This is a genomic window from Terrabacter aerolatus (assembly GCF_007991735.1).
GTDB classification, from domain to species: domain Bacteria; phylum Actinomycetota; class Actinomycetes; order Actinomycetales; family Dermatophilaceae; genus Terrabacter; species Terrabacter aerolatus.
This window is the reverse complement of sequence record NZ_BJYX01000002.1, coordinates 231236-251932: the sequence shown is the minus strand read 5'-3', so window position 1 is coordinate 251932 and position 20697 is coordinate 231236. Positions and strand designations below refer to the sequence as shown.

The 20697-nt window shown below is 72.2% G+C and carries 22 protein-coding genes; 2 read left to right on the top strand and 20 right to left on the bottom strand.

Annotated features, from left to right (window positions below; genetic code table 11):
- Positions 1 to 38 precede the first annotated feature (38 nt).
- The 8 genes from dprA to rplS all read right to left on the bottom strand — a co-directional run bounded on the left by dprA (position 39) and on the right by rplS (position 6469).
- On the bottom strand, positions 39 to 1145 hold the full coding sequence (gene dprA, locus TAE01_RS03540; RefSeq protein WP_147063444.1) for a DNA-processing protein DprA: 1107 nt from the start codon (positions 1143 to 1145) through the stop codon (positions 39 to 41).
- A 111-nt stretch (positions 1146 to 1256) separates the two neighbouring features.
- Entirely contained in the window at positions 1257 to 2810 is a 1554-nt protein-coding gene (locus TAE01_RS03535; protein ID WP_186815021.1) for a YifB family Mg chelatase-like AAA ATPase, read from the bottom strand.
- Positions 2810 to 3175, bottom strand: a complete 366-nt coding sequence (locus tag TAE01_RS03530; RefSeq protein WP_186815020.1) for a YraN family protein — start codon at positions 3173 to 3175, stop codon at positions 2810 to 2812. The genes TAE01_RS03535 and TAE01_RS03530 overlap by 1 nt, the downstream gene beginning before the upstream one ends.
- Positions 3176 to 3286: 111 nt before the next feature.
- On the bottom strand, positions 3287 to 3607 hold the full coding sequence (locus TAE01_RS03525; RefSeq protein ID WP_030146655.1) for a DUF2469 domain-containing protein: 321 nt from the start codon (positions 3605 to 3607) through the stop codon (positions 3287 to 3289).
- Positions 3604 to 4377 carry a ribonuclease HII gene (gene rnhB / locus TAE01_RS03520; RefSeq protein ID WP_147063439.1) on the bottom strand — a complete coding sequence of 258 codons (774 nt, stop codon included), beginning with the start codon at positions 4375 to 4377 and terminating at the stop codon, positions 3604 to 3606. The genes TAE01_RS03525 and rnhB overlap by 4 nt, the downstream gene beginning before the upstream one ends.
- Before the next feature lie 17 nt (positions 4378 to 4394).
- The gene (lepB, locus tag TAE01_RS03515) at positions 4395 to 5279 is read right to left on the bottom strand and encodes a signal peptidase I (protein WP_147063437.1); all 885 of its coding nucleotides are present in this window, start codon (positions 5277 to 5279) and stop codon (positions 4395 to 4397) included.
- Entirely contained in the window at positions 5279 to 6052 is a 774-nt protein-coding gene (gene lepB / locus TAE01_RS03510) for a signal peptidase I (RefSeq protein WP_147063435.1), read from the bottom strand. Before lepB (TAE01_RS03510) ends, lepB (TAE01_RS03515) begins: the two co-directional genes overlap by 1 nt.
- 42 nt (positions 6053 to 6094) lie before the next feature.
- Positions 6095 to 6469: a 50S ribosomal protein L19 gene (rplS, locus tag TAE01_RS03505; protein WP_147063433.1), complete on the bottom strand. Its 375-nt coding sequence runs from the start codon at positions 6467 to 6469 to the stop codon at positions 6095 to 6097.
- A gap of 228 nt (positions 6470 to 6697) precedes the next feature.
- On the opposite strand from rplS, the gene TAE01_RS03500 reads away from it, so the two are divergent.
- Entirely contained in the window at positions 6698 to 7456 is a 759-nt protein-coding gene (locus tag TAE01_RS03500) for an ABC transporter permease (RefSeq protein WP_147063431.1), read from the top strand.
- A 6-nt stretch (positions 7457 to 7462) separates the two neighbouring features.
- Here the strand turns inward: TAE01_RS03500 and trmD are convergent, their stop codons facing one another.
- From trmD to ffh, 7 genes are all read right to left on the bottom strand, one after another.
- Entirely contained in the window at positions 7463 to 8647 is a 1185-nt protein-coding gene (trmD, locus tag TAE01_RS03495; RefSeq protein WP_147063429.1) for a tRNA (guanosine(37)-N1)-methyltransferase TrmD, read from the bottom strand.
- 26 nt (positions 8648 to 8673) lie between these two features.
- Positions 8674 to 9201 (bottom strand): ribosome maturation factor RimM, encoded by a 528-nt coding sequence (rimM, locus tag TAE01_RS03490; RefSeq protein WP_147063427.1) that lies wholly within the window; start codon positions 9199 to 9201, stop codon positions 8674 to 8676.
- A gap of 131 nt (positions 9202 to 9332) precedes the next feature.
- Positions 9333 to 9575 (bottom strand): RNA-binding protein, encoded by a 243-nt coding sequence (locus TAE01_RS03485; RefSeq protein WP_030146663.1) that lies wholly within the window; start codon positions 9573 to 9575, stop codon positions 9333 to 9335.
- Positions 9576 to 9577: 2 nt separating this feature from the next.
- Complete coding sequence (rpsP, locus tag TAE01_RS03480; protein ID WP_147063425.1) at positions 9578 to 10045, bottom strand: 30S ribosomal protein S16; 468 nt, start codon at positions 10043 to 10045, stop codon at positions 9578 to 9580.
- A 196-nt stretch (positions 10046 to 10241) separates the two neighbouring features.
- Complete coding sequence (locus TAE01_RS03475) at positions 10242 to 11186, bottom strand: GNAT family N-acetyltransferase (protein WP_246111113.1); 945 nt, start codon at positions 11184 to 11186, stop codon at positions 10242 to 10244.
- Positions 11176 to 12264 (bottom strand): amidohydrolase family protein, encoded by a 1089-nt coding sequence (locus TAE01_RS03470; protein ID WP_147063421.1) that lies wholly within the window; start codon positions 12262 to 12264, stop codon positions 11176 to 11178. Before TAE01_RS03470 ends, TAE01_RS03475 begins: the two co-directional genes overlap by 11 nt.
- A gap of 69 nt (positions 12265 to 12333) precedes the next feature.
- Positions 12334 to 13965 carry a signal recognition particle protein gene (gene ffh / locus TAE01_RS03465; protein WP_147063419.1) on the bottom strand — a complete coding sequence of 544 codons (1632 nt, stop codon included), beginning with the start codon at positions 13963 to 13965 and terminating at the stop codon, positions 12334 to 12336.
- Between the two features lie 94 nt (positions 13966 to 14059).
- Between ffh and TAE01_RS03460 the strand changes: the two genes are divergently transcribed.
- Positions 14060 to 14461 (top strand): NUDIX hydrolase, encoded by a 402-nt coding sequence (locus TAE01_RS03460; RefSeq protein ID WP_147063417.1) that lies wholly within the window; start codon positions 14060 to 14062, stop codon positions 14459 to 14461.
- Between the two features lie 138 nt (positions 14462 to 14599).
- Here TAE01_RS03460 and TAE01_RS03455 read toward each other — a convergent pair whose 3' ends face one another.
- The 5 genes from TAE01_RS03455 to TAE01_RS03435 form a co-directional block, all read right to left on the bottom strand.
- Entirely contained in the window at positions 14600 to 16972 is a 2373-nt protein-coding gene (locus TAE01_RS03455; RefSeq protein ID WP_147063415.1) for a [protein-PII] uridylyltransferase, read from the bottom strand.
- Positions 16973 to 17044: 72 nt separating this feature from the next.
- Positions 17045 to 17383 (bottom strand): P-II family nitrogen regulator, encoded by a 339-nt coding sequence (locus TAE01_RS03450; protein ID WP_147063413.1) that lies wholly within the window; start codon positions 17381 to 17383, stop codon positions 17045 to 17047.
- Entirely contained in the window at positions 17380 to 18846 is a 1467-nt protein-coding gene (locus TAE01_RS03445; protein ID WP_147063411.1) for an ammonium transporter, read from the bottom strand. The genes TAE01_RS03450 and TAE01_RS03445 overlap by 4 nt, the downstream gene beginning before the upstream one ends.
- Positions 18847 to 19085: 239 nt before the next feature.
- Positions 19086 to 20294, bottom strand: a complete 1209-nt coding sequence (gene ftsY, locus TAE01_RS03440) for a signal recognition particle-docking protein FtsY (protein ID WP_147063409.1) — start codon at positions 20292 to 20294, stop codon at positions 19086 to 19088.
- Between the two features lie 212 nt (positions 20295 to 20506).
- Positions 20507 to 20689, bottom strand: coding sequence for a hypothetical protein (locus TAE01_RS03435; RefSeq protein WP_147063407.1), 183 nt, complete (start codon positions 20687 to 20689; stop codon positions 20507 to 20509).
- Between the last annotated feature and the right edge of the window lie 8 nt (positions 20690 to 20697).

Here is a 20697-nt window from a genome sequence, read left to right as displayed (position 1 = left end):
AACCCGTCGGCCGCTGGCAAGTGCCGCGCCGCACCGCCTCAGCCGAGTGGCAGCCGGGACCGCTGGGGTCGCTTGCGCCACGTCCCGGCGGACTCGCCCACGAGGCCGAGCCGCTCGAGACGTCCGAGTGCCGCTCGGACGGTGAGGGGCGCCTGGGCCACCTGCCGGACGACCGCGTCCAGGGTGAGCCCGGAGCGGAACGGCACGACCTCGAGGACCGCCGCGTCGAACGGGGACAGGTCGTCGCCGGGCAGCACCGGTCCCCGTCCGGGTTCGTGGGCGTCGTCGCCGAGGTCGCCGACGAGGTCGATCACCTCCTCGGCGCTGGTGACGAGCACCGCCCTCTGGTCACGGATCTCCTGGTGGCAGCCGGACGAGGTCATCGACGTGACCGGACCCGGCACCGCACCGACGTGCCGGCCGGCCTCGATCGCGTGCTTGACGGTGTTGCGCGAGCCCGACCGGAGGTCCGCCTCGACGACGACCGTGCCCCGCGTCATCCCGGCGATGAGCCGGTTGCGGGCCAGGAACCGGGACTTCATCGGGGCCGACCCCGGCGCCACCTCCGAGACCACGAGCCCGTCCCTCGCGATCCGCGACAGGAGCGCGGCGTGCCCCGACGGGTAGGGGCGTTCGACCCCGCCCGCCAGCACCGCGACCGTGGCCCCGTCGACCGCCAGCGCGCCGCGGTGGGCGCTCCCGTCGATGCCGAAGGCCGCACCGGACACGACGGCCCAGCCCCGCTGGCAGAGGCCCGCGGCGAGGTCGGCGGCGACCTGCTCGCCGTAGGCGGTCGCCGTCCGTGAGCCGACGACGGCGACGGACCGCTCGACGGTCTCCGCGAGGTCGAGCGGCCCGCGCACCCAGAGGCAGTAGGGCGGGACCGGCACCTGGCCGAGCCGCTCGGGCCACTCGTCGTCGTCGGGCACGACGACCCGTGCGCCGACCTTGGCCGCGATGTCGAGGTCGCGCTCGGTGTCGAGCACCGCCAGCCGCGCCGCGAAGCGCGCCAGCGTGCCGCGACCGGCCCGGATGCGCTCGAGCGTCTCGACGGCACCCAGCTCGGCGACGAGGCCCGGGACCTCCCTGTCGCACGGCTCTGCGACGCGGGACAGCGCCGCCCGGGCGAACCGGTCAGCATCCATCGCCGGTCTCCGTCCTGTCGTCCGTGGGGAGGTCCTTCGCGGCAAGGCCTTCCGTGGTGAGCTCTTTCGGAGGCACGTCGTGGACCCTCGGCCGGTCCCGGCCCTCGGGGATCACGCGGCGACCCCCGCCCGGTGGCGGAGGGACAGGGCAAGGTCGACCTGCTCGAGGCCCGGGCGCTGCAGGCCCAGGACGTCGGCGATGGTCCATGCGCACCGCAGCGTGCGGTCGTAGCCGCGCAAGCTCAGCGCGCCTCGCTCGAGGGCCCGGTCGAGGGTCGTCGTCGCGGAAGTGGGCAGCCGCCACGGACGACCGCGCAGGACCGAGCCGGGAACGTCCGCGTTGACCCCGCGGCGCCCCAGCACCTCGCGCCACCGCTGCCCCTGCGCCGTGCGCGCGGCGGCGACCCGCTCCGCGACTGAGGCGGTGGACTCCCCTGCCGGCGCTCCGGCCATCGACAGCCCGGGGGGCTGCACGTGCACCTGGAGGTCGACGCGGTCGAGCAACGGGCCGCTGAGCTTGCCGAAGTAGGAGCGGCGCATGAGCGGTGTGCAGGTGCAGTCGAGACCCTTGCCCCAGCCGTGGCCGCACGGGCACGGGTTGGCCGCCAGGACGAGCTGGAAGCGCGACGGGAAGGTGACGGTCTCCTGTGCCCGCGCGATCGAGACCGATCCGCGCTCGAGCGGCGTGCGCAGCGACTGCAGCACGCCCTTGTCGAACTCCGGGGTCTCGTCGAGGAAGAGGACGCCGTGGTGGGCCTGGGTGATGGCGCCGGGGCGGATGTGGCCGCTGCCGCCGCCGATGACCGCAGCCTGCGACGCCCCGTGGTGGGGCGCCACGAACGGAGGACGGGAGATGAGGCGCGCCTCGTGGCCGGAGCCGAGCGTCCCGAGCACCGAGTGGATGGCCGTGACCTCCATCGACTCGGCCTCGCCGAGAGCCGGCAGCAGGCCCGGCAGCCGCTCGGCCAGCATCGTCTTGCCGGCTCCGGGCGGCCCGGCGAACAGCAGGTGGTGCCCGCCGGCCGCCGCGATCTCGAGGGCGAGCTTCGCGTCGGCCTGCCCCATGACCTCGCTGAGGTCGCGCACCGGCTCCGGTGGTGCGGCGGCGACGAGGGGCACCGGAACCTCCTCGACCCCGTGCCCCTTGCCGAGCGCGCCGTAGCGGCGGACGAGCTCGGTGACGTCGGCGACGGGGTGCACGTGCACCCCCGAGACGAGGCGGGCCTCGCCGGCGTTGGCGACCGGGACGACGACGTGACGCACCCCGACCAGCGAGGCGGCGCGCACGAGCGGGAGCACACCCGGCACCGGACGGACCGTCCCGTCGAGGCCCACCTCGCCGATGTGCACGACGTCGCGGACGACGCCCACCTGCACGAGGTCCATCGCCGCCGCGACGGCGATGAAGATGCCGAGGTCGAAGCCGGTGCCCACCTTGCGCTCCCCCGCCGGCGACAGGTTGACGGTGACCCGCCGCTGGCTCACCGGCATCTTCTCGATGAGGGCGGCCGCGGCCCGGATGCGGTCCGACGACTGCTTCACCGCCGAGTCACCCAGGCCGCTGATGGCGAAGCCGGGCAGACCCTGGGTCACGTGCGCCTCGACGTCGACGACGAAACCGTGCACCCCGCGCAGCCCGACCGAGCGCGTGCGTCCGAGGGCCATCAGCACACCGCCCTCAGGTGCTCGAGGCTCGCCCGTCCTGCCGGCGGCCTCAGGATGGAGATGACGTCGATGCGCAGCGCGAGACCTCGCGCGAGGGCGTCGTGGTCGTCGCGCCACAGGCCGGCCAGACGTCGCAGGCGTCGCTGCTTGCGCCACGTCACCGCCTCGAACGGGGCGCCGTAGGCCTCGCTCGTGCGGGTCTTGACCTCGCAGACGACGAGCTCGCCGCCCTCGACGGCGACGACGTCGATCTCGCCGCGGGCGCACCGCCAGTTGCGGTCGAGGATCGTCAGCCCCTGCGCGAGCAGGTAGCGGCACGCGAGGCGTTCACCGTAGTCGCCGAGGGCACGGGTGGAGAGGTCCATGACGACCACCCTCGCGGCGCCACCCCAGCGAGGACACCGCCCAGGGGCAGGCTGTGGACGGCATACGTGACCGGTGAGGGGGTGTGGACGAGCCGGACGCGGAGCCCGGCGTCAGCTGAAGTCGCCGCTCTCCGGGAGCTTGATGTCGGGCTTGGGCAGCTCCTCGACGTTGACGTCCTTGAACGTCACGACGCGCACGTTCTTGACGAAGCGCGCCGGACGGTAGATGTCCCACACCCAGGCGTCGGCCATGGTGACGTCGAAGAAGACCTCACCCCCGTCGCTGCGCACCTTCACGTCGACGGAGTTGGCGAGGTAGAAGCGGCGCTCGGTCTCGACGACATGGGTGAAGAGGCCGACGACGTCGCGGTACTCCTTGTAGAGCTGGAGCTCCATCTCGGTCTCGTACTTCTCGAGATCTTCCGAACTCACCTGATCGCCGTCCCTGTCTGCTCTGCCGTCGTGGGCACCGGAGCGAGGTTCTCCGTCCCCTCATTCAACACCCCGACCGGCCCGTCCACGTGGACCCCGGGCAGTCGCCACGACCGCCGGTGCAGCTCGCACGGCCCGAGGCGCGCGAGGGCATCCATGTGCTCGGGCGCCGAGTAGCCCTTGTTGAGCGACCAGGCGTATGCCGGGTGCTCGGCCGAGAGCGCCACCATCATGGCGTCGCGCTCCACCTTCGCCAGCACGCTGGCCGCGGCGACCGACGAACACTTCATGTCGGCCTTGATCATCGTCGTGACCGGGGGCGTGCACGGCCCTGCACCCTCGCCGGCGAAGGCGAGGAGACCGACCTCGCCGGGGTCGGTGAGCCAGTCGTGGTTGCCGTCGAGGATGACGAGGTCGGGCACGACACCGAGCGCGCCGAGGGCCCGCGTGCCGGCCAGGCGCAGCGCCCTCATGATGCCGATCTCGTCGATCTCGTCGGCGCTCGCATGGCCGACGGCGTGGGCCACGGCCCAGCGCTGGATGCGGGGCAGGAGCACGGTGCGGGCCTTCTCGGTCAGCAGCTTCGAGTCCTTGACCCCGATCGGCGCCGACCGCACCGTCTCGTCGATGACGACGACACCGACGCTGACGGGGCCTGCGAGGGCGCCGCGACCGACCTCGTCCATGCCGGCGAGCAGTCGGTGCCCGGAGCGCTGCAGGGCGCGCTCGACCCGGAGCGAGGGTTTCGTGGAGGGTGCGGGACGTGCCATGGTGCGGGGGCTGCCGATCAGCCGGCCTTCGTCGTCGACGCGCTCGGCTTGCTGCCCTGGCCGGGGTTGACCGTGGCCTTCTTCGTCGGCGACGTCGACGGCGTCGTGGCCGTCGGAACCTGGGAGAAGGTGCGCTCGGGGACGCCGAGCCACGTCACGTGGTCGATGGGCCACACGACGAACAGGGCCCGGCCGACGATCTTGTCCATCGGGACGGAGCCGGTGGCGCCGGTGCCGTCGTCGTGCCAGCGGCTGTCGGACGAGTCGCTGCGGTGGTCACCCATGACCCAGATGCGGCCCGCCGGGACGGTGATGTCGAACTTCTTGCCCTCGCTGGGGTAGTCGCCCGGCTTGACGTAGGGCTCGGTGATCTCGACGCCGTTGACCTTGATCTTGCCCGTGTCGCCGTCGGCCTGGACGTGATCGCCGGGCAGCCCGATGACGCGCTTGATGAGGTGGTTCTCGGAGTCCTCGGGGAGGAGTCCGACGAAGACGAGCGCGTCGTGGAAGGGACCGCCGACCGTGCTGTGCTGGGCGCTCAGGTCACCGAGCCAGGGGCTGGGCACGCCCGGGTCCTCGAAGACGACGACGTCGCCGCGCTTGAGGTCGAACGGGCCCGGCGTCAGCTTGCTGACGATGACGCGGTCGTCCTTGACGAGGGTGTTCTCCATCGAGCCGGACGGGATGTAGAAGGCCTGGAAGAGCCACGTCTTGACGACGAACGAGAGCGCCATGGCGAGCACGACGACGATGACGAGCTCCTTGATGCCGGCCAGGACCGCCGCGCCGAAGCTGCGGGGCTCGTCGTCGTAGTCGTCGTCGAGGTCGTCGTCCAGCTCGTCGGTGTCGTCAGCAGTGCGCCCGCGCGTCGGGTCTTCGGGGCGTCCGGTGTACTGCGACATCACTCACCATTTCGTGGGACGGAGGCAATTTGTCCTTGGTCGACCGGTCCGAGCCGATCGAGCGGCCAGTATCGCACCCAAACCTTGCCGATCATGTCGTCCCCCGGCACCATGCCGCCACCCGGATCCCCGAGGTGCGCACGCGAGTCCGACGACGAGCCCCGGTTGTCTCCCATGACCCAGAACCGGTCGGGTGGGACCGTCACGTCGAAGGTGAGGTTGCTCGGCTTCTGGCCCGGGGCGATGTACGGCTCGGTCACCGCGACCCCGTTGATCTCGAGCCGGCCGTCGGCCGAGCAGCACCGCACGTGGTCGCCCGGCACGCCGATGACGCGCTTGACGTAGTCGGTGGGCTGGCCCTTGCCGGCCAGGCTCTCGACGGCCTCGACGAGCGTCTGGACGACGCCCCGCTCGGGCACGCGCAGGTTGAAGGCCTGCGAGGCGTCGAAGACGACGATGTCGCCCCGCTGGAGGTCCGTCGGCGCGGTGGTCCGGCTCACGAGGATGCGGTCGCCGATGAGCAGCGTGTCCTCCATCGATTGGCTCGGGATGCCGAACGGCGTCACGAGGAAGGCGCGCACCACGACGACCGCGAGCAGCAGCAGCGCGGGACCGAGCAGCCACCGGTGACGCCGGGCCGCGGCATACGCCCCGCCGCGCCCTGCCGCACGGGTGTCGGTCGCCGCGGACTCCCCCGGACGCGACGAAGGCGCGGTGGACCCCGAGGTCGAGGTCGTCCCGGATGTCTCCGGGGCGTCCCCTTCGGGGCCCATCGCGCCTCGCGTCACTGGACGGACGGCTGCGTCAGCAGGTCGTCAGCTCTTCGCGCCGGCCTTGGCCGGGATGCTGTCGCGCTTCTCGCGGATCTTGGCAGCCTTGCCGCGCAGGCCACGCAGGTAGTAGAGCTTGGCGCGACGGACGTCACCGCGGGTCACGACCTCGATCTTGTCGATGACGGGCGTGTGCACCGGGAAGGTGCGCTCGACGCCGACACCGAAGGAGATCTTGCGGACGGTGAAGGTCTCGCCGATGCCGCCGCCGTGGCGACGGATGACGATGCCCTGGAACACCTGGACACGCGAGCGCGTGCCCTCGATGACCTTGACGTGGACCTTGAGGGTGTCGCCGGCGCGGAACTCGGGAACGTCCGAGCGCAGCGACGCAGCGTTGATGTCGTCAAACGTGTGCATGATGCTTCGCTTTCCTGGGTGCCACAGGCCACCTCGTCACAAGATGTGGACGCGTCCGTCGGGCCGCGTCGAGTCACCGGTGCTGCTGGGTCGTGCGGGGTGGTGACCCGACTCCCCCTGTGGCAGGGGCCGTCGTGTGCCGGACGCAAGGAGCAAGTCTGCCAGAGCACACGGCATACCAGAAATCGGTGGGACGGGCGCAGGCCGGCCGTGCCCTAGCGTGGGCCCGTGAGCGTCTCCCCCGGCTGGCCCGTGTACCTCTGTCTCGCCATCCTCCTCCTCGTGACGGTGGTCGCCAACCGCGTCAGCGGCATCGGCCTGGGCCGGCAGTCGGCCGTCGCAGGCGCTCGCGCCGTCGTGCAGCTCTCGCTCGTCGCCCTCGTCATCACCGCGGTGGTCGGGTCGCTCTGGTGGTCGTTCGTCGCGGTGACCGCGATGTTCGCGACGGCCGTGGCGACGACGTCCAAGCGGGTCGGCGCCCCGGGCACCTGGCCGTGGGCGGCCGCGGCGATGGCGTGCGGCATCGTCCCGGTGGTCGCGGTCGTGCTGGCGACGGGGTCGGTGCCACTCACGGGGATCGCGGTCATCCCGGTCGCGGGCATCGTCATCGGCAACACCATGACCGTGCACACGCTCGTGGGGCGCCGCACGTTCGCGGCCCTGCGCGAGGAGCACGGGCAGTACGAGGCCGCCCTCTCGCTCGGACTCACCTCCAGCCAGGCGATCGACGAGATCATCGCCCGACGCGTGCCCGAGGGCATCGTCCCCAGCCTGGACCAGGTGCGGACCTCGGGCATCGTCACGCTCCCGGGCGCCTTCATCGGCGTCATGCTCGGCGGCGGGAGCGCCGTCCAGGCCGCGACGGCGCAGGTGCTCGTGCTCTTCGCGATCATGGCCACCCAGTCGATCACCGCCGGGGTGCAGGCCGCCCTGATCCGCCGTCGCCTCCTGCTGCCGGTCGACCTCGGCACCGCCCTCGTGTCGTGAGCCGTCTCAGCGGCGGCGCTTGACGAGCGTGACCGCGCCGGGGATCGGGGCCGCGGCCTCCGCGACGCGGTAGCCCGCCTTCTTGTACATCCGCAGGTTGTCGGCGCTGCGTGCGCCGGTCACCAGGGTGAACGTGCGGATGCCGCCCGGCGCGGTCCCCTCGGCGTGCTCGAGCAGGTGTCGGCCGAGCCCACGACCCTGCAGGTCGGGCACGACGCAGAGGCGACCGATGAACCAGTCGGTGTCGGAGGACCCCGGCGAGGTGCGTACGGCACCGACGAGGCGCCCGCCGCTGCGGGCGAGCCAGGTCTGCGTCGTGTCGATCGCGGCCCTGACGTCCTCGAGGCTCTCGTGCAGCGCGGGGATGTCGAGGGTGTCGTTGGCGAGGGCCTCCTGCACCCAGCAGGCGCGCGTCAGCACGGCGAGCTCGGGCACGTCGCCCGCCGTCGCCGCGCTGATCTCGACGTCGCGGCCGTCGGTCGCGTGCGAGGCGTGGAGCAGGTCCGGCCGGCGGGCCGCCGTGCGGGCCAGCCGCTGCGCGTGGCGCCACTCGGCGATGGCGCCGTGGTTGCCGGAGAGCAGGACCGGGGGCACCTCGCGGCCGTTCCACGAGCTCGGCTTGGTGTAGATGGGGTACTCGAGCAGCCCGTCCTCGTGGGACTCCTCGACGAGCGACTCGGCGTTGCCGATGACGCCGGGCACGAGACGACCGACGGCCTCGACCATGGCGAGCACGGCCACCTCGCCGCCGTTGAGCACGTAGTCGCCCAGGCTGACGACGGAGACCTCGAGGCCGAGGTCCTCGCGGGCGTGGTCGTAGACGCGCTCGTCGATGCCCTCGTAGCGCCCGCACGCGAAGGCGAGCCACGGCTCCCGGGCCAGCTCGCGCGCGAGTGCCTGCGTGAACGGCTGGCCGCCGGGACCCGGGACGACGAGACGCGGCTTCGCCCCAGACGGGTTGTCCTGCGCGAGGACGTGGTCGAGCGCCTCCGACCACGGCTGCGGCTTCATGACCATGCCCGCCCCGCCGCCGTAGGGCGTGTCGTCGACCGTGCGGTGCCGGTCGTGGGTGAAGTCGCGCAGGTCGTGCACCCGGACGTCGAGCAGCCCGTCCTCGCGTGCCTTGCCGATGAGCGACAGGTCGAGCGGTGCGAGGTAGTCGGGGAAGATCGTGACGACGTCGACGCGCATGGCCGGCGCCTGCGGCTCGGCGCCCATCACTCGGTGCCCTCGCGGTAGAGGTCGAAGAGTCCGGCCGGCGGGTCGACGACGACGTGGTCGTCGGCGACGACGGGCACGATGCGCTTGACGAAGGGGACGTAGGCGGTGACCCCGTCGGTGAGCGTGACGACGAGGCGGTCCTGGGCCGGACCGATCTCGAGGCCGCTCACGGTGCCGACCGTCTCGCCGTTCGGGTCGCGGACCTCGAGCCCGACGAGGTCCTCCTCGTAGTAGGCCTCGTCCTCGGCCTGGGGATCGGACTCGGGCAGGACGAGCCGGGTGCCCCGCAGGCCCTCGGCCCCGGTGCGGTCGGGGATCTCCTCGAAGGTGAGCAGCCAGATGCCGCGGTGCACGCGCGTCGAGGCGACCGTGAGCGTGACCGGCACCCCGGACCCCGCCTCGGCCTCGGTCGCGATGACGGTACCAACGGCGAACCGCGTCTCGGGGTCGTCCGTGTGCAGCTGGACCGTCACCTCTCCCTGCAGGCCGTGGGGTTTGCCGATGCGGGCCAGGACGACGTTCATGGGCCGAATCCTCTCAGTTCTCGCGCGCACCGGAGACCAACGGGCCGGGAGGTGGTGTCGGGCACGACGAGAGGGGCGCCCCGGAAGATCCGGGACGCCCCTCTCGGTGACTCGGGTGGAGTCGTCGGCGCTCAGCGTGCGCGGTCGGTGTCGACGATGTCGACGCGCACGTTGTTGTTGCCCGCGAGGGCGCCCACGACGGTGCGCAGCGCGCTCGCCGTCCGGCCGGAGCGGCCGATGACACGGCCGAGGTCGTCGGGGTGGACCCGGACCTCGAGCAGCTCACCGCGACGCAGCTCCTTGCGGCGCACGACGACGTCCTCGTCGTGGTCGACGATGCCCTTGACGAGGTGCTCGAGCGCCTCCTCGAGCATGCTCAGGCCTCGGCCTTCGCGGACTCGTCGGCAGCAGCCTCGGCCTTCTCGTCAGCCTTGTCGCCGGCCTTGTCGTCAGCCTTGGCCTCGGCCTTGGGCTCGGCCTTCTTCGCGGCCTTCTTGCGCGGGGTCGAGCCCTCGGTGCCGGAGTCGTTCTTGCCACCGGCAGCGGCGATCGCGGCCTCGTAGAGGTCCTTCTTCGGGGTCTTCGGCTCCTTGGTCTGGAGCTTGCCCTCGTCGACGATCTTGATGAGCGCGGCCACGGCCTCGGTCGGCTGCGCGCCCTGGCCCAGCCAGTAGTGCGCGCGCTCGATGTCGATGTCGATGAGCGACGGCTGCTCGGTGGGGTGGTACTTGCCGATCTCCTCGATCGCACGGCCGTCGCGCTTGGTGCGCGAGTCCATGACGACGACGCGGTAGAACGGTGCACGGATCTTGCCCATGCGCTTCAGACGGATCTTGACTGCCATGGTGGCGGTCTCCTCAACCAGTAGTGAGCGCGGCGAGACCGACTGGGTTCAGCCGGGGTGCCGACGCTCGGTGTGTAGGCGTCCGGTCCAGCCGAGAGGGGGCCGGACGGGTACAGCCCTCCATTCTGCCAGACGCGAGGGGGTGCTCCGGACACGCCCTCGTGAGGACGTCGGGGGGCGTATGCCGTCCGCCTCGTCAGGCGTGGGCGGCGCGGACCGCGAGCGCGTGCCTCACGACCTCCGGTCGCGCCACGTCGACGGCGTGGTCGAGGACCGGCACGCCCGACGGCTCGTAGCCGGCCCGGGCGAGACCCATGCGCAGCTCGGGAGCGGGCAGGCGGCACTCGAGGACTCCCCCGACCGGCGAGCAGCGGAGCAGCTCGAAGAGCGCGGCAGTGCTGTCGACGACGGTCGAGGAGAAGAGTGGGATGCCGAGCTCGGCGGCCAGGGCGGCGGCGAGGCTCGTGCCGCCGTAGCCGTGGTCCGCCCCGCCGGAACCGATGACGACACAGGCGATCCGGCGATGTCCGAGCGGGCGGTAGGGCACGGCGGGCCAGTCGCTCGAGAGCATGGTGAACCGCTCGTGGTCGCGCCAGTCACGGCGTCCGTCGATGCCCGGCAGGTGCAGGAAGTCGCGGGAGAAGCCCTCGTGGACGAAACCCAGCGAGCGCACGAGCCCGGCCGAACGGTGGTTGGCCGGCTGGATGTTCGCCTCGACCCGGTGCAGCCCCATGCCCTGGGGCGGGTCGGCGAAGACGAGGTCGAGCGTGAGCCGCAGTCCCTCGGAGAAGAGGCCGCGGCCGGCATACGGGTCGTAGGAGTCGTAGCCGACGCTCGCGCTGCGGAAGGACCCGCCGACGACGTTGGCGACGTTGATGCGACCGACGAGCCCGTGCGAGCCCTCGGGGTCGAGCGCGTGGACCATGAAGGTGCGGTACGTCGCCGACTGGTTGTCGAGGACGACCGGCAGGTTGTGCGGGTCGGGCATGGCGAAGTCGGAGAGTCTCCGCTGCGAGAGGGTGACGGCGGCGGTGTACGCCCCGATGTCGGCCGTCGAGGGCGGGCGTACCTCGACGCGCTCCCCCGTCGCCGTGAACGGCGGGTCGTCGGCGGCCGGCTCCGACGGGTGCTCAGCGGACAACGCGGCCTCGCAGGACGACACCGAGCGGGTCGGCGACGACGGTGACGTCGGCGCGAGGGTCGGACGCGTAGACGACGAGGTCGGCGTCCTCGCCCTCGGCCAGACCGGGGCGGCCGAGCCAGTCGCGAGCCCCCCACGTGGCGGCGGAGACGACCTCCGTGCCGCTCAGTCCTGCCTTGGTCAGCTCGACCATCTCCTGCGCGACGAGCCCGTGCGGGAGGCTGCCGCCGGCGTCGGTGCCGACGTAGATCGGCACGCCGGCCTCGTGCGCCGCGCCGACCGTGGCGTAGCGCCGCTCGTGCAGGTCGAGCATGTGGCGGTGGTAGTCGGGGAACTTCTCCTTCGCCGGCGCCGCGAGGTCCGGGAACTGAGCGATGTTGACCAGGGTCGGCACGATGGCGATGCCCTGGGCCGCGAAGGTGTCGATGGAGTCCTCCTGCAGGCCGGTCGCGTGCTCGATGCAGTCGATGCCGGCGGCGGCGAGGTCGCGCAGGGACTCCTCGCCGAAGCAGTGGGCGGTGACGCGCACGCCCTCCTCGTGGGCTGCGGCGATCGCGTCGGCGACGGCCTGGCGCGACCAGCTCGGGGCCAGGTCGCCCACGTCGCGGTCGATCCAGTCGCCGACGAGCTTGACCCAGCCGTCGCCCCGGTGGGCCTCGAGGCGGACGTGGCGGGCCAGCTCCTCCTCCTCGACCTCGTGCGCGTAGTTGCGGATGTAGCGCCGGGTCCGGGCGATGTGGCGGCCGGCGCGGATGATCTTCGGCAGGTCCTCGCGCTCGTCGACCCAGCGCGTGTCACCCGGCTGGCCCGCGTCGCGGATGAGGAGGGTGCCCCGGTCCCGGTCGGTGACCGCCTGCTGCTCGGCCTCCTCGCGCGGGACGGCGCCGTGCGGACCCAGCCCGACGTGGCAGTGGGCGTCGACGAGGCCGGGGAGCACCCAGCCCTCCAGCGTCTGCACGTCGCTGCGGTCGGCCGGTGGCGTGAAGGAGATCCGGCCACCGACGACCCACAGCTCGTCGACGACCTCGTCGGGCCCGACGAGCACCCGACCGCGGACGTGGAGCACCGGTGCACTCATGGCACCGACCCTAACCTCCGAGCGACGCCCGTCCGAGGACGCCGTGCCCGACCTGCGGACCGTTCCGGGTCAGCGACCGCCGAGGAACTTCTCGAAACCCTTGGGCAGGCTCGACGGGTCGAAACCGGCCAGCGGGTCGGCGTCCTGCCCCGCACCGTCGGAGTCGGGGCCCGGAGCACCGAACGCGCTCGCGGCCGACGCGGCACGGCCCGAGGCGGCCTTCTCCGCGGCGGCCCGCTCCTCGGCGGCACGCTTGGCGGGGTTGCCACTCTTGCTCTTCTTGCGCTGCGGCTGCTGCTTGCCGCGCTTGCCGGCCCCGGGGATGCCGGGCATGCCCGGCAGACCGCCGCCACCACCGCGGGCCATCGACTTCATCATCTTCTGGGCCTGGCCGAAGCGCTCGAGCAGCTGGTTGACCTCGGTGACCGTGACGCCGGAGCCCTTGGCGATGCGGGCCCGGCGCGAGCCGTTGATCTGCTTGGGGTGCGTGCGCTCGAACGGCGTCATCGAGCGGACCATCGCCTCGACGCGGTCGAACTCGCGGTCGTCGAAGGCGTCGAGCTGGTCGCGCATCCCCTGCATGCCCGGCATCATCTTGAGCATCGACTTGAGCGAGCCCATCTTCTTGATGGCGTTCATCTGCTGGAGGAAGTCCTCGAAGGTGAAGTCCTCCTCCGCGAGGAACTTGCGCGCCATCTCGTCGGCCTGGCGCTTGTCGAACGCCTTCTCGGCCTGCTCGATGAGCGTCAGCACGTCACCCATGTCGAGGATGCGGCTCGCCATGCGGTCGGGGTGGAAGACCTCGAAGTCGGTGACCTTCTCACCCGTCGAGGCGAACATGATCGGCTCGCCGGTGAGCTCGGCGACCGAGAGGGCGGCACCACCGCGGGCGTCGCCGTCGAGCTTCGAGAGCACGACACCGGTGAAGGCGACGCCCTCGTGGAAGGCCTGGGCGGTCTCGACGGCGGCCTGGCCGATCATCGCGTCGAGGACGAAGAGCACCTCGTCGGGCGCGATGGCCGCGCGGATGTCGCCGGCCTGCTGCATGAGGTTGGCGTCGACGGCGAGCCGGCCGGCGGTGTCGACGATGACGACGTCGTACTGCCTGGCGCGGGCCTGCTCGATGCCCAGGCGCGACACCGAGACGGGGTCACCGAACGACCGGGTGCCCTCGCCGGAGTCGAGCACGGCGTCGTGGCCGCCCATGTTGCCGCGCTCGGGCGCGAAGACCGGGATGCCGGCGCGCTCGCCGACGACCTCGAGCTGCGTGACGGCGTTGGGGCGCTGGAGGTCGGCGGCCACGAGGAGCGGGGTGTGACCCTGGTCCTTGAGCCACTTGCCGAGCTTGCCGGCGAAGGTCGTCTTGCCCGAGCCCTGCAGGCCCGCGAGCATGATGACGGTCGGCGGCTGCTTGGCGAAGCGGATGGTGCGGGTCTGCCCGCCGAGGATCCCGACGAGCTCCTCCTGCACGATCTTGACGACCTGCTGGGCCGGGTTGAGCGCCTGGCTGACCTCGGCACCGAGGGCACGCTCGCGCACCGAGCCGGTGAAGCGCTTGACGACGGGCAGCGCGACGTCGGCGTCGAGCAGGGCCAGGCGGATGTCGCGGATCGTCGCGTTGACGTCGGACTCCGTGAGCCGGCCCTTGCCGCGGAGGTTCTTGAACGTCGCGGTCAGGCGGTCAGACAGGGATGCAAACACCGGGCAAGGCTATCCGCTCCGGCGCGTGGGTCCGACCCGACGCCCGAGGAGGTATGCCGTGTGCGCCCTGACGCACGCCGGTTACGTTGGTCCGATGGCTGAGCTCATCGACAAGATCGCATGGATCCACGTCGTCGACCGGCGGCTGCTCGTCGCGCGGAGCGCCGGGCGCGAGCTGTTCTACGTGCCGGGCGGCAAGCGCGAGGCGGGCGAGAGCGACGCCGAGACGCTCGTCCGCGAGATCGGGGAGGAGCTCGGGGTCCGGATCGACCCCGCGAGCGCCGTCCACCGGCTCACGGTCGAGGCACCGGCCGACGCGCGTCCGGACAGCCGCGTCGTGCGGCTGACATGCTACACCGCCGACCACGCCGGCGACGTCGCGCCGTCCCGCGAGATCGAGGAGATCGCGTGGCTCGGCTCGGCCGACGCCGATCGCGTCTCGCCCGCCAACCGGCTCGTCCTCGAGCACCTGCGCGAGGCCGACCTCGTCGACTGACGACCGATCGACCGATCGACCGATCGACCGGCGTCGAGCCGGGACCGTTGACGGGACGGTCAGGGCGAGCCACGCCCGGTGGAGCGCGCCTCACGGCCCTGCGTCCCGTCAACCGCCTCGTCCACGCGCTCCGGCGGGTCAGTCGGCGTCGCAGGTGTCGATGATCATCGCGACCGCCTGCGCAGCCCGGGCCGGCGCGAGCTGTCCCCCGCCGAACTCGGTCACGTAGAACGTGTCGAGCGTCTGGCCGGCATACGTGGCGATGTGGGCCGAGCGCACCGACAGCGACGCCCGGGCGAGCGTGATGCCGATGTCCTGGAGCAGCCCCGGCCGGTCGGTCGCGCGGACCTCGATGACCGTCGCGCTCTCGGACGCGCTGCTGATGACCATGGCCCGCGTCGAGTCGACCGAACCCGAGCCGGGGCTGCGCACCCCGCTGGACTTGCGCCGCTGGAGCTTGCCCAACGGTGAGCGGTCGCCCTTGCCGACCCGTACGAGGTCGCGGGCGATGACCGGTGGCAGCGGCGTCTCGCCGCCCGGCGAGTCGACCCACCACTCGTTGACCGCGAGGCCGTCGACGGTGCGCACGATGGCCGACCGCACGACGAAGCCGTGTGCGGCGAGCAGGCCCGCGGTGTCGGCGAACAGGCCCGCGCGGTCGCGGTCGATGATGTCGATGCGGTGTGCGCCACCGAGGGACGACACGGTGACGTAGGGCTCTCCGGACGCGATCAGGTCGAGGGCGTCGTCGGAGAGCGACAGGGTCTCGATCGGTTCCACGACGAGCGCCCCCTCTCCTTCGGTCTGGTTGCTCTGGGCGGTCAGGGCCGTGCGACAGGCCTCGTAGAGCCGCTGGACGAGTCCGGCTCGCCAGTCGCTCCAGGCCTTGGGGCCGGCCGCCGACGCGTCCGCCTCGGTGAGGGCGCGCAGCAGGTCGAGGGTCGTGGCCGAGCCGCCGACGGCGTCGGACAGCGCGGTGATGGTCGCGGGGTCCTCGGGGTCCCGGCGGGTGGCGAGCTCGACGAGGGTGAGGTGCTCGCGCACGAGGCTCACGACGATCCGGCGGTCGGCGTCCGTGACGCCCATCCGCTGGAGCACCGTGTCGGCGAGCTCGGCCCCCGTCACGGAGTGGTCCTGCGACCCCGGCACCTTGCCGATGTCGTGGAGGACCGCCGCGAGCATGAGCAGGTCGGGGCGCGCGACGTCACGGACCATGCCGCTCGCCGCGACGACGGTCTCGATGAGGTGCCGGTCGACGGTGTGGCGGTGGACGGCGTTGCGCTGCGGCCGGCTGCGGACCGCCTGCCACTCCGGGATCCACCGCTCGACGACGCCGGCGAGGTCGAGGCCCTCCCAGACGGTGACGAGCCCGGGGCCAGAGGCCAGCAGGTCGGCGAAGAGGTTGCGGGCGACCTCGGGCCAGGGCTCCGGCAGGCCCGGCGCGGTCGCGGCGAGGTTCTTCAGCGTCGTCGGCGACAGCGGGATGCCGCTTCGGGCGGCGACGACGGCGGCGCGCATCGGGATGATCGGGTCCGACGACAGGTCGGCCGACGGCCCGAGGACCGCCTCGCCGTCGTGCCGGTAGAGGCCGTAGCCGAGCGGCGCGAGCTGCGGGCGCCTCGGCCCGACACGCAGCGTCCTCGCCCGCTGGGACTGCATGGCGCGACGCAGGGTGCCGTCGACGGCATACGCGATCGTGCGGGCCGAGGTCGAGAGGTCGGTGAGGAGGTCGTCGGCGTCGGTGTAGCCGAGCAGCGCGGCGCACGCGTCCTGGTCGTCGCGGGTCAGCCGGTCCCGGCCGCGCCCGGTGACGACGTGGATGGCGTCTCGCACGTCGAGGATGCGCTCGTAGGCCTCGTCGACCTCACCGTGGGGCCGGTCGGTCAGCCACGCCGCCGTCAGGGCCCGCAGGACCGACATGTCGCGCAGCCCGCCGTGGGCCTCCTTGAGGTCCGGCTCGATGAGGTGGGCCAGATCTCCCTGGCGGGCGTGCCGCTGGACCACCGAGTCCTGCATCTCGCCGAGACGGGTGCGGGCGTTGGCCCGCCAGTCGTGCGCCACCGTCGAGCGGGCGGCGTTGACGACGTCGGCGTCACCCGCCACGTGCGTCAGGTCGAGCAGTCCGACCGCGGCCGACAGGTCGTCGGACGCGACGGCCCGGCAGTCGGCCACGGTGCGGACGCTGTGGTCGAGCCGCACCCCGGCGTCCCAGATCGGGTACCAGAGCTTGTCGGCGAAGGCGCCGACCTCCTTGCCCGACAGGCCACGCGGGTGGTGCACGAGCACCAGGTCGTAGTCGCTGAGCGGTCCGCCGTCGCCGCGGGCCAGGGAGCCGACGGCGGCGAGGGCGACGCCCTCGTGCCGGCGTCCGGCGCAGGCCTCGCGCCAGAGCTCCTGGAGCCAGCCGAACCCGAACTCCGCGAGCGCCCGGCGCCGGGTCTGGCCGGCGCCGGGCGTCGCGAAGGTGCGGGTGCCGGCGAGGTCGAGACGTCGTGAGGTCACATCCGTCATGTCAGGTCTCGCCGTCCCCTTGTGGTGCGTGTGTGGTGGTCTTCGGTGTCGTGCCGAGTGGTGCGCCGACGCTCAGAGAGCGTCGACACCCCGCTCGCCGGTGCGGACCCGCACCACGTCGTCGACCGGGACGGACCAGATCTTGCCGTCCCCGATGCGACCGGTCTGGGCCGCCTTGAGGATGACCTCCAGGACGTCGGTCGAGTCGACGTCGTCGACGAGGACCTCGAGGCGCACCTTCGGCACGAAGTCGACGGTGTACTCGGCGCCGCGGTAGACCTCGCTGTGGCCGCGCTGCCGGCCGTAGCCGCTGGCCTCGCTGATGGTCATGCCGGCCACCCCGAAGGCTTCCAGCGCCTCCTTCACCTCGTCGAGCTGGTGCGGCTTGATGATGGCGGTGATGAGCTTCACGCGGATGCCCCTTCCTTGGAGGACGGCTCGTCGGCGACGGGCTGTCGGGTTCGCTCGGCCACGATGCCCGAGGTGGGCAGGCTACGGCTGCCACCCGTGAACGAGCCGAGGTCGTACGCGGTCTCCGCGTGCTCCAGCAGGTCGATGCCGCTGACCTCCTCCTCTTCGGAGATGGTGAAGCCCATGGTCTTGTGCAGGACCCAGCCGATGGCGAAGGTTACGACGAAGGAGTAGATCAGCACCGCGACCGCCCCCAGGGTCTGGGCCCACAGCTGTCCGAGGCCTCCGCCGAAGAAGAGACCGTCGTTCATCTTCAGGCCCGCCGTGCCGGTCGGGCTGTTGGTCGCGTCGGCGAAGAAGCCGATGAGCAGGGTGCCGATGAGGCCGCCGACGAGGTGCACGCCGACGACGTCGAGGCTGTCGTCGAAGCCGAAGCGGAACTTGAGGCCGACGGCGAGGGCACAGCCCACACCGGCCGCGAGACCGACGACGAGCGCGCCCCACGGGGAGACGGTGGCGCAGGCCGGGGTGATGGCGACGAGACCGGCGACGACACCGGAGGCCGCACCGAGGGAGGTGGCGTGGCCGTCACGGATCTTCTCCGTGATGAGCCAGCCGAGCATGGCCGTGCAGGTGGCACCGAGGGTGTTGACCCAGACGCCGGAGGCCAGGGTGCCGGCGCTGAGCGCAGAGCCGGCGTTGAAGCCGAACCAGCCGAACCACAGGATGCCGGCACCGATCATGACGAGGGTCAGGTTGTGCGGACGCATCGGCTCCTTGGGCCACCCGACGCGCTTGCGAAGCAGGATCGCGAGGGCGAGGCCGGCGACACCGGCGTTGATGTGGATGGCCGTGCCACCGGCGAAGTCGTAGGCGCCGGCGCCACCGAGGAAGAGCCCGTCCGCCTTGTTGGCGATCCAGCCGCCCGTCTCGGCCGCGAAGCCGTTGAAGGCGAAGACCCAGTGGGCCGCGGGGAAGTAGACGAGCGTCGCCCAGATGACCGTGAAGACGGTCCACGTGACGAACTTGGCCCGGTCGGCGATGGCGCCGGAGACGAGAGCCACCGCGATGATGGCGAAGACGACCTGGAAGGCGACGAAGGCACCACCGGGGATGCCGCCCGCTGCCGGCGTGCCACCGGCGGCCGGTACGAAGCCGTAGATGGCATCGAGCACGCCCTTGAGCCCGAAGTGTTCGAAGGGATTGCCGATGAGGCCACCCGCGACGTCGTTGCCGAACGTCTCGCTGTAGCCCCAGAGGATCCACACCGTGCCGACCGTGCCCATCGTGATGAACGACATCATCATCATGTTGAGGACGCTCTTGGTGCGGACCATGCCGCCGTAGAAGAGGGCGAGACCGGGCGTCATGAACAGGACCAGGGCGGCCGCTGCCAGGACCCACGCGGTGTTCCCGCTGTCGGTGAACGGCTTGTCCGCCGTCACGTAGGTAAGTGCGCTCATGGCGAGAACGATGGACGGGCCGGATGTCGGGCGACGGCGCCGTTTGTTACAGGCATGTCAACAACGGGTGGGCCGTGTTAGCGGATGGTTTCCCCCTCCGTGGACGTCCGGATCGTGGACTCCCCCGACCGCCCGCTGGACGGTCCCGCACACCGGACGCCCCGCGGGGCGCACGTATGCCGCCCGGCTGGGCCGGACGGCATACGCGGGGTGGCGACGTGGCGTCGCGACCGGCAGAGTCACATGACGATGGCGTCGACGAAGGCCTCGGGGTCGAAGGGTGCGAGGTCGTCGGGTCCCTCACCGAGACCGACGAGCTTGACCGGGACGCCGAGCTGGCGCTGGACCGCGACGACGATGCCACCCTTGGCGGTGCCGTCGAGCTTGGTCAGCACGATGCCGGTGACGTCGACCGCCTCGGAGAAGACCTTGGCCTGCTGGAGCCCGTTCTGGCCGGTCGTGGCGTCGAGGACGAGCAGGACCTCGTCGATCTCGCTCTGCTTCTCGATGACGCGCTTGACCTTGCCCAGCTCGTCCATGAGGCCGACCTTGTTGTGCAGGCGGCCGGCCGTGTCGATGATGACGACGTCGACCTCCTCGTCGATGCCGGCCTTGACCGCGTCGAAGGCGACGGCGGCGGGGTCGGCGTTGTCCTTGTCGGAGCGGACGGTCGCGACGCCGACACGGGCGCCCCAGGTCTCGAGCTGGTCGGCCGCCGCGGCGCGGAAGGTGTCGGCGGCGCCGAGCAGCACCTCACGGTCCTCGGCGACGAGGACGCGCGCCAGCTTGCCGACGGTCGTCGTCTTGCCGGTGCCGTTGACGCCGACGACGAGGATGACGGCGGGCCGGTCACCGACGCGGCTGCTCGCGATCCGGCGGTCCATGTCGGGCTGGACGAGGGCGAGCAGGTCCTCACGGAGCCAAGCCCGGACGGTGGCCTCGTCGGTCGTCCCGTCGACCTTGACGCGGGTGCGCAGCGAGTCGACGAGCTCCATCGTCGCCTCGACCCCGAGGTCGGAGGAGATGAGGGTGTCCTCGACCTCCTCCCAGGCCTGCTCGTCGAGCTTGCCGCGCGAGAGCAGGGCCAGCAGGCCCTGGCCGATGGAGGAGTTGGAGCGCGCGAGCCGCGCACGGAGGCGCTGCAGGCGCCCGCGCGCCGACTCGGGGCGCTCGAGGGTCGGCTCGGGGGCGGTGGGTGCGGTCGGCTGCTCGACCTCAGCCGGTGCACCCGGCGCACCCGGCGCCTCGGGCGCCTCGACGGTGTCGGTGCCTGCGGTGGGTGGTCGGCGGTCGAGGTCCTCGGCGGGCAGGCCCGGCCGCGCGGGAGGCGCCTGGCGCTCGAGGGTGCGGCCGCGTCCGCGGAGGAGGCTGACGCCGTAGCCGACGGCTCCGAGCACGATGGCGACGCCGAGGATGACGTAGATCAAGACTGTGTCCACGTCAGCCATCCAACCACGGCCGCGGCGGCCTCCTGTCCGCCCGCGAGCCGGGCGGAGAGGCTGTGGCCGGCGCGTGCCGAGGACCTGCAGCGAGCGTCGGGAGGGTGCCGCGGAGGCACGGCCGAGGCGGTGGCGGAGGCCGGGCCGCGATGCCCGGATACGGCTCGACCACCGGTGGGCGCCGGTGGTCGAGGGTGGTGGGCAGGCGGTCGGTTGCGGCCCTAGTGGGTGCGGGCGCGCGGTCGACCGAGGGTGGCGGCGCGGCGACGTGCCGAGCGCGCGACCCCTTCCCCCTTCGAGGTGAGCAGGTCGCGGCCGCCACGGTGCGCCGGCACCGCGACGACGCCGACGACCGCGACACCGAGCACGGTGACGACGAGCATCGAGATGACCAGGAAGACCATGTGACAAG